The sequence below is a fragment of the Xanthomonas sp. SHU 199 genome, from assembly GCF_000364665.1.
Taxonomy (GTDB): Bacteria; Pseudomonadota; Gammaproteobacteria; order Xanthomonadales; family Xanthomonadaceae; genus Xanthomonas_A; species Xanthomonas_A sontii.
Genome location: NZ_AQOI01000413.1, coordinates 1 through 8,492, shown reverse-complemented (window position 1 = coordinate 8,492; position 8,492 = coordinate 1). Strand labels below are relative to the sequence as shown.

General features: G+C 70.2%; 5 protein-coding genes and 1 pseudogene. 1 reads left to right on the top strand and 5 read right to left on the bottom strand.

The genetic code is table 11. From position 1 onward, the window contains the following. On the top strand, positions 1-868 hold an 868-nt coding region (locus D183_RS0113565), incomplete at its 5' end, for a GGDEF domain-containing protein (RefSeq protein ID WP_017909477.1). Between the two features lie 388 nt (positions 869-1,256). On the opposite strand, the gene D183_RS0113560 is transcribed toward D183_RS0113565, so the two are convergent. The 5 genes and pseudogenes from D183_RS0113560 to D183_RS24765 form a co-directional block, all read right to left on the bottom strand. Next, on the bottom strand, positions 1,257-2,717 hold the full coding sequence (locus D183_RS0113560) for an efflux transporter outer membrane subunit (protein ID WP_017909476.1): 1,461 nt from the start codon (positions 2,715-2,717) through the stop codon (positions 1,257-1,259). Further along, positions 2,711-3,445, bottom strand: coding sequence for an SDR family oxidoreductase (locus D183_RS0113555; RefSeq protein ID WP_017909475.1), 735 nt, complete (start codon positions 3,443-3,445; stop codon positions 2,711-2,713). The genes D183_RS0113560 and D183_RS0113555 overlap by 7 nt, the downstream gene beginning before the upstream one ends. 31 nt (positions 3,446-3,476) lie before the next feature. Continuing rightward, positions 3,477-6,647 (bottom strand): efflux RND transporter permease subunit, encoded by a 3,171-nt coding sequence (locus D183_RS0113550; RefSeq protein WP_017909474.1) that lies wholly within the window; start codon positions 6,645-6,647, stop codon positions 3,477-3,479. 135 nt (positions 6,648-6,782) lie between these two features. After that, on the bottom strand, positions 6,783-7,976 hold the full coding sequence (locus D183_RS0113545) for an efflux RND transporter periplasmic adaptor subunit (RefSeq protein ID WP_408068876.1): 1,194 nt from the start codon (positions 7,974-7,976) through the stop codon (positions 6,783-6,785). A gap of 11 nt (positions 7,977-7,987) precedes the next feature. Continuing rightward, positions 7,988-8,492: pseudogene (locus D183_RS24765) on the bottom strand (SDR family NAD(P)-dependent oxidoreductase); the annotation flags it as partial.

Sequence of the window (8,492 nt, the reverse complement as noted above, 5' to 3'; positions counted from 1 at the left end):
GTTTTTGGCCGGCGCCGCGCTGGCCGGCCTGGCCGCGCTGGCCACCTGGCTGGCGCTGCACCGCGGCGACGGCCGCATGGATCCGCTGCTGTCGCTGAGCTGGTTGCTGGGCAGCGCCCTGGCCTGCCATGCACTGCGCCACGCCGCGGTGCCGTGGCTGTACCTGGTGATGATGAGCAATTTCTTCGTGGTGACGCGCCATGTCGCGCTGGCCTGCAATGCCACGCTGATCGCGGTGCTGCTGGTGGTGACCCCGAGCGCCCTGGGTGCCGAACACTTCTTCTCGATGATATCGGTGTCGTTGCTGATCACCGGGCTGGGCTACATGCTCGCGTTGCGGGTGGAAGGCGATCGCGTGCAGCTGGAACAACTGGCGTCGCACGATTCGCTGACCGGGCTGCCGAACCGTCGCATGCTCGAGCGCAGCCTGTCGCAACGGGTGGCCGATCCGCGCCGCGCGACACGCCGGCATGGGCTGATCGTGCTCGATATCGATCACTTCAAGGAGGTCAACGACCTCTACGGCCATGCCGAGGGCGACCGGGTGCTGGCCGAGCTGGCCGCGCTGCTGCGCGCGCAGGTACGTGCGCCGGACGAGGTATTCCGGTTCGGTGGCGAGGAGTTCGTGGTGGTGGCACGGCTGCAGTCCGCGACCGAACTGTCCGCCTTCGCCAGGCGCCTGCACGATGCCACCCGCTCTGCGCTGCGCGGCCCCAACGGCACCATCACCGTGTCGCTGGGCGCAGCCATGCTGTGCGACGAGGTGCAGTGGCACGACTGGTTCTCGCGCGCAGACACCGCGCTGTACCAGGCCAAGAACAACGGCCGCGACCGTTATGTGATCGCCGAGGACGTGGCGCAGGACTGAGTGTCCAGCACCCGCAGCGATCTGCCGCCGCATGCCCGGCTGGTCTCCGGTCCGGTCGCCGTCACCAGGGCGGCGCTGATGACGGGAAGCATTCTGTGGGCATCGACTGTCATGCCGCGCGGAAGTGGAGTGCGTTCCGATGGCGCAATGCGTCGGGACTGAAGTCCCTCCCACAGTGCACACGGAGGGCTCGCCGCAAGCCATTGCGGGAGTCGCCTGCCATGCAGCCGCGTCGGGCTTCAGAGGGAACGCCCGGCGCGGCTGACGCCGCTCCTGCAGACAAACCAGGGATGCGGCCGGATGGCGGCGAGAGCACATGACGAGCGGTGCCGACCAGGCGCCGCGGTGCGAACGGTCGGCCCGCACCGCGGCAGGTGCAGCGCTCTGCTCAGCGCGCCTGCACCGCGGACGCCGCCACCGCGGTGGTCGCGACGTCCCTGCTGCCGACCTCCGTGCCCGCGTCCTGCCCCCAACCACCAAGCGCCTTGTACACCCGCACCACGCCGATGTTCACCGCCGCTTCGGCGTCGGCCAGGGCCGCCTCGGCGGTCAGTTGCGTGCGCTGCGCATCGAGCAGGGTCAGGAAATCCTCCGAGCCTTCGCGATAGCGGATCTGCGCCAACGCCTCGGCACGCTGCGCCGCCTGCGTCTGTTCGGCCACGATCGCCAGCCGCGCCTGTTCGTGGGCATAGGCGGTCAAGGCGTTCTCGGTGTCCTCCAGTGCGCCGAGCACGGCTTTCTCGTAGTCGGCTGCGGCGCCGTCGGCCTGCGCTTCGCTCGCGCGCAGGCGTGCCCGCACACTGCCCAGGTCGAACGCCGCCCACTGGATCGACGGGGTCAGCGACCAGGCCTTGCTGCGGCCCTGCAGCAAGGCGCCGGCATCGCCGGACAGGAAGCCGACGAAACCGGACAGGCTGATCCGCGGGAACAGGTCGGCGGTGGCCACGCCGACCCGCGCGGTCGCCGCCGCCAGACGGCGTTCGGCGATGCGCACGTCCGGACGCCGGCGCAGCAACTGCGTGGTATCGCCCAGCGGCAAGGCCCGTGCATAGGCAGGGGTCGGCTGCGGCGCCAGCAGCGCGTCGAGCGCGCCCGGCGGCTTGCCCAGCAGCACCGCCAGCCGGTGTCGCGCCTGCGCGGCGTCGACTTCCAGCAGCGGGATGTCGGCCTCGATCGCCTTCAGCCGCGCGCGGCTGCTCTGCACATCCAGTTCGCTGCCGGCGCCCAGTCGCCAACGGGTCTCGGTCAGGCGCTGGGTGTCGCGCAGGTTGTCCAGCGTGGTCCGCGCCAGCGCGATGCGCTTCTGCGTGCCGCGCAGGGCGAAGTAGTTGCGCGCCACCTCCGCGGCCACGGTGACCTGGGCGTCGGCCAAGCCGGCCTGTTCGGCTTCCAGGTTCGCACGCGCGGCTTCGCTGGCGCGGCGCTGGCGCCCGAACAGGTCCAGCTCCCAGCCGGCATCGAAGCCGAGCCGGTAGCTTTCGGTGAGCACGCGCGCGCCGCCGGCGTCCGCGTCCGGGGCCTTGCCGCGGGTGTAGTCGCCGCCGGCGGTGACATGCGGCGCCTGGTCCAGGCGCTGCTCGGCGAAGACCGCGCGCGCCTCGTGCACGCGCGCCAGGGCGAGGCGCAGGTCCAGGTTGGCGACCAGGCCGTCGTGCACCAGCTGTTCCAGCACCGGGTCGTCGAACTGCGCCCACCAGGATGCGACCGGCGAGTCGGTCGCGAACACCGGCGACGCGGCGCCCTGCAGGGTCACCGGCGGCTGCGCCGGTGCGCGGTAGTCGGGGCCGACGCTGGCGCAGGCGCTGAGCAGCGCCAGCGCCAGTGCGCCGAAGACGGGACGGATCACCATGGCAGCACCTGTCCGACATGGGTGTAGCTGCCGGTGGGGCCGTCGGCGTCGAGCAGCGCCATCATCACGCTGCTGCGCGCACCGTCGGCCACTTCCAGCTCGCCCTCGCCCGCGTTCATGTCGGTCTTCACGTAGCCGGGGTGGATGGTGTTGACCTTGATCGGGGTCTCGCGCAGTTCGTAGGCCAACTGGATGGTCCAGGCATTCACCGCGCTCTTGGACACGTTGTAGGCCGGCACCTTGAAGTCGTAGATCGGCGACCCGGGCTGGCTATGCAGGGCGAGCGAACCGAGCACGCTGGAGACGTTGACGATGCGCGCGGCCGGCGCCTCGCGCAGCAGCGGCAGGAACCCCTGGGTGACCGCGATCAGGCCGAACAGGTTGGTGTCGAAGGTCTCGCGCCAGGTCTCCAGGCTCTGCTGCGACACGCTCAGGCGCGGGTCGTCGCGCAGGATGCCGGCGTTGTTGACCAGGATGTCCAGCCGCCCATGGCGTGCGCGCACCGTCTCCACTGCGGCGGCGATGCTGGCGGCGTCGGTGACGTCCAGGGTCAACGGCTCCACCGGCAGGCCCTCGCCCTGCAGTTCCAGGGCCGCGGCGCTGGCGCGGGTGGCGTCGCGCCCGGCCAGCAGGGTGTGCACGCCGGCTTCGGCCAGCTGCCGCACGGTGTGCAGGCCGATGCCGCGGGTGGCGCCGGTGACCAGGGCGATCTTGTGTGCTGCGTTCATTGCGAAACTCCTGAGAAGGATGGGAAAAGGATCAGCCGTGCGCCGGCGCGTCGGCGTGGGCCGGCGCATGCGAGACCAGCGGCCGCCCGGCCAGCTTGCGCAGGGCGACATAGAACACGGGGGTGAGGAACAGACCGAACAGGGTCACGCCCAGCATGCCGGCGAACACGGTGATGCCGGTGGCAGAGCGCACTTCCGCGCCCGCGCCATGCGAGAACACCAGCGGCACCGTGCCGGCGATGAAGGCGATGGAGGTCATCACGATCGGGCGCAGGCGCAGGCGGCAGGCCTGCAGCGCCGATTCGACGATGCCCTTGCCCTGCAGTTCCAGTTCGCGGGCGAACTCGACGATCAGGATCGCGTTCTTGCACGCCAGGCCCATCAGCACCACCAGACCCACCTGCACGAACACGTTGTTGTCGCCGCCGCTCAGCCACACCCCGAACAGCGCCGACAGCAGGGTCATCGGCACGATCAGGATCACCGCCAGCGGCAGCGTCCAGCTCTCGTACAGCGCCGCCAGCACCAGGAACGCCAGCAGGACCGCCAGCGGGAACACCACCAGCGCCGCATTGCCCTGGGTGGCCTGCTGGTAGCTCAGGTCGGTCCACTCGATCTCCATGCCGTTGGGCAGCACCTGCTTGGCGATCTGGGTGATCTTGGCCATCGCCTCGGCCGAGGACAGCGAGCGCGCATCCGCTTCGCCGGCCAGGTCGGCGGCCGGATAGCCGTTGTAGCGCAGCACCGGGTCCGGGCCGTAGGTCTGCTTGATCGTCACCATCGAGCCGATCGGCACCATTTCGCCGTTGGCGTTGCGGGTGCGCAGCCGGGCGATGTCCTCCACGCTCTCGCGGAACGGCGCATCGGCCTGGGCGATCACCTGCCAGGTGCGGCCGAACTGGTTGAAGTCGTTGACGTAGGTCGAGCCCAGGTAGGTCTGCAAGGTATCGAACAGATCGGTCAGGGCCACGCCCTGGGCCTTGGCCTTGACCCGGTCGACCTCGGCGTCGAGCTGCGGCACGTTGGCCTGATACGTGCCGATCGGGAAGCTCATGCCCGGGGTCTGCGCCACCGCGCCCTGCATGGTGCTGACCGCGTTCTGCAGCGCGCCGTAGCCGAGGTTGGCGCGGTCCTCGATGAACAACTGGTAGCCGTTGCCGTTGCCCAGGCCGAGGATCGGCGGCGGCATGAAGGCGAACGACATGCCCTCGCCCAGTTGCGAGATGCGCTGGTTGATCTCGGCATTGATCTCCAATGCGCTGCGGTGGCGCTCGGCGAAGGGCTTCAGCGGCAGGAACACCACGCCGGTGTTGGGCGTGTTGGTGAACTGCAGCGCGTTGAGGCCCGGGAACGAGATCGCATGCGCCACGCCATCGGTCTGCATGGCGATGGTGGCGACCTTGCGCAGCATCGCGTCGGTGCGCTCGATCGAGGCGCCTTCCGGCAGCTTCACACCGGCGATCAGGTACATCTTGTCCTGGGTCGGGATGAAGCCGCCCGGCACCGCCTTGAACATCAGCCCGGTCACCAGCAGCAGCGCCACGTACACCGCGAACACCGCGCCGCGGCGGCCGAGGATGCGCGACACCGCACCCTGGTAGCGGTCGGAACTGCGGTGGAAGAAGCGGTTGAACGGACGGAACAGCCAGCCGCCGAACAGCCGCTCCATGCCACGCGACAGGCGGTCCTTGGGCGCATCGTGGCCTTGCAGCAGGCGCGCGGCCAGCGCCGGCGACAGGGTCAGCGAGTTGATCGCCGAGATCACCGTGGAGATGGCGATGGTCACCGCGAACTGCTTATAGAACTGCCCGGTGACCCCGGACAGGAACGCCATCGGCACGAACACCGCGCACAGCACCAGCGCGATCGCGATGATCGGGCCGGACACCTCGCGCATCGCCTGGTGGGCGGCCGCCAGCGGGGTCAGCCCCTCCTCGATGTTGCGCTCCACGTTCTCCACCACCACGATCGCATCGTCGACCACGATGCCGATCGCCAGCACCAGCCCGAACAGGGTCAGCGTGTTGATCGAGAAGCCCAGCAGGTACAGCGCGGCGAAGGTGCCGACCACCGACACCGGCACCGCGATCAGCGGAATGATCGAGGCGCGCCAGGTCTGCAGGAACAGGATCACCACCAGCACCACCAGCAGCACCGCCTCCAGCAGGGTGTGGACCACCGCGCTGATCGAGTCGCGCACGAAGATGGTGGTGTCGTACACCGCTTCGTACTTCACGTCGTCCGGGAACTGCTTGGTCAGTTCGTCCATCTTGGCGATGACCTGGTCGCGGATCTGCAGCGCATTGGCGCCCGGCGCCTGGAAGATGCCGATGCCGACCGCGTTCTTGCCGTCCAGCTGCGCGCGCAGGGTGTAGTCGCCGGCGCCCAGCTGCAGGCGGGCGACGTCGGACAGGCGCACGGTCTGGCCGTCGGCGCCGACCTTGAGCACGATGTCGCCGAACTCCTGTTCGGTGCGCAGGCGGCCCTGCGCGTTGATCAGGGTCAGGAACTTGCTCTCCGGCATCGGCTCGGCGCCGAGCTGGCCGGCGGAGACCTGCACGTTCTGCTCGCGCATCGCCGCGACCACGTCGCTGGCGGTGAGCCCGCGTGCGGCCACCCGCTCCGGATCCAGCCACGCGCGCATCGCGTAGTCGCCGCCGCCGAATACCTGCGCATCGCCCACGCCCTGGATCCGCGCCAATGCGTCCTTGACGTGCAGGCGCGCGTAGTTGCGCAGGTACAGGGTGTCGTACTTGCCCTTGGGCGAGGTCAGGTGCACCACCATCAGGAAGGTCGGCGACTGCTTCTGCGTGGTCACGCCCTGCCGGCGCACGTCCTCGGGCAGGCGCGCCTGCGCCTGCGCCACGCGGTTCTGCACCTTGACCGCAGCATCGTCCGGATCGGTGCCCGGGCGGAAGGTCACGGTCATCTGCAGCACGCCGTCGGAGCCGGCGACCGACTTGATGTACATCATGTTCTCCACGCCGTTGATCGCTTCCTCCAGCGGCGTGGCGACGGTCTCGGCGATGACCTTGGGGTTGGCGCCCGGATACACCGTGCGCACCACCACCGAAGGCGGCACCACGTCCGGGTATTCGCCGATGGGCAGCAGCGGGATGGCGATCAGGCCCGCGGCGAAGATGACGATCGACAGCACGGCGGCGAAGATCGGCCGGTCGATGAAGAATCTGGAAAAGTCCATGGGTGGTGGTCCTGGAAACGGTTGAAACGGGGGGCCGGGCGCGGACGCAGGCATGCCGGTGGCGGCGCCGGGCCATGGCGGGCCCGACGGGTAAGGCCGGCACTATTCGGCCGGTGCTACGTCGGCGCCCGCGACTCAGTCGAGGGCGACGGCCTGACGCGGTGCGGCCGGGGACTTGGTCTGCAGCGCGATCGGCTTGGCCTGCACCGGCATGCCGGGCATGAACACCTTCTGCACGCCGTCGACGATGACCTTGTCGCCGGCGGACAGGCCGCTTTGCACGATGCGCAGGCCCTCGGCGCTGCGGCCGAGCTGCACGTCGCGCCGCTGCGCCTTGCCGTCCTTGTCGACCACGTAGACGTACTTGCGGTCCTGGTCGGTGAGCACCGCGCGGTCGTCGATCAGCACCGCGTCGAAGCGACCGCTGCCGAGCAGCCGCACCCGCGCGAACAGGCCGGGGGTGAAGCGGCGATCGGCGTTGTCCAGCAACGCGCGCACGTGGATGGTGCCGGTGCTGCGCACCAGCTGGTTGTCGAGGAAATCGACCTTGCCGGCATGCGGATAGCCGTCCTCGCCGACCAGGCCGACCTGCACCGGCAGGCTGCCGTCGCGCTCGCTCGGGCGCTGGCCGTCGCGCGCCATCTGCGCATAGCGCAGGAAGGTGCCTTCGTCGGCGTCGAAGTACACATGCACCTTGTCCAGCGACACCAGCGTGGTCAGCACGCTGGCGCTGTCGCCGGCGCTGACCAGGTTGCCGGCGGTGACCATCGCGCGGCCGGCGCGGCCGGCGATCGGCGCGCGCACCTGGGTCCATTCCAGGTTCAGGCGTGCGCTGTCCACCGCCGCCTGCGCGGCCAGCACGTCGGCCTGTGCCTGCTCGGCCGCGGCGCGCCGCTGTTCCCAGCTCTCGGTGGAGATGGCCTGCTGTTCGGACAGGGTCTTGGCGCGCGCGGCCTCGCTGGCGCTGAGCTTGGCCTGGGTGCGTGCGCGCGCCAGATCGGCCTCGGCGCGGGCCAGGTCGGCGCGGTAGCTGCGCGCGTCGATGGTGAACAGCACATCGCCCTTCTTCACCTCCTGCCCTTCGACGTAATTGACCTTGTCGATGTAGCCGGACACGCGCGGGCGCAGGTCGACGTGCTCCACGGCCTCGACGCGGCCGCTGAACTCGTCCCACTGACTGATCTGCTTCTGCAGCGCGGGCGCCACGCCCACGCTCGGCGGCGGCGGCGCGCCTTGTTCGTTGGCCTTGCCGCCGCAGGCGGCGAGCGTGGCGACCAGCAGCGCCACCGCCAGCGGGCGCAAGGCGCCCGGCAGCAGGCGCGACGGCATCGGAATCGGATTCATGGAGAGACCTCGTGGGTGGAGAAGGAAAACGGCAAGGGGGTGAGCAAGGCGCTGCGCGGCTGGGCAAAGTGGCGGCGGTCGATCTCGACCAGGGCGCGGTCCGGCCGCTGCGCATCGGCGAGCAGGTGGACCACGGCGCGGCCGACGCCGAGGGTGGTGAACCACTCCGGGCAGTCGCCGATGGCGTCGTCGCTGCGGCACACCGGCGCGGACAGCGACAGCAGATGCACGTGCACGCCGAGCGGCTTGGCTTCCTCGTGCAGCACCTGGGCGAGCATGCGGATCGCGGAGGCCGCCACCGAACTGTCGCCATGCCCGGACCAGGCGCGCAGCGCGCAGGGACTGCCCAACAGCACGTAGCGGGCGCCGCGCTCGTGCTGCGCCAGCAGCGGCAGCAGATGCCGGGCGGCAGCCAGATGCGGCAGCAGGTCCGCATCCAGGCGCCGGCGCAGCGCCCCCAGCGGTCGCTCCAGCAGGCGCCCGGGGCGCAGCGGGCTGCCA

Bases quoted from the DNA above. Each gene is read 5' to 3' on its own strand.
- D183_RS0113545 (WP_408068876.1), bottom strand. From the start codon at position 7,976: ATGCCGTCGCGCCTGCTGCCGGGCGCCTTGCGCCCGCTGGCGGTGGCG.
- D183_RS0113550 (WP_017909474.1), bottom strand. From the start codon at position 6,647: ATGGACTTTTCCAGATTCTTCATCGACCGGCCGATCTTCGCCGCCGTG.
- D183_RS0113560 (WP_017909476.1), bottom strand. From the start codon at position 2,717: ATGGTGATCCGTCCCGTCTTCGGCGCACTGGCGCTGGCGCTGCTCAGC.
- D183_RS0113555 (WP_017909475.1), bottom strand. From the start codon at position 3,445: ATGAACGCAGCACACAAGATCGCCCTGGTCACCGGCGCCACCCGCGGC.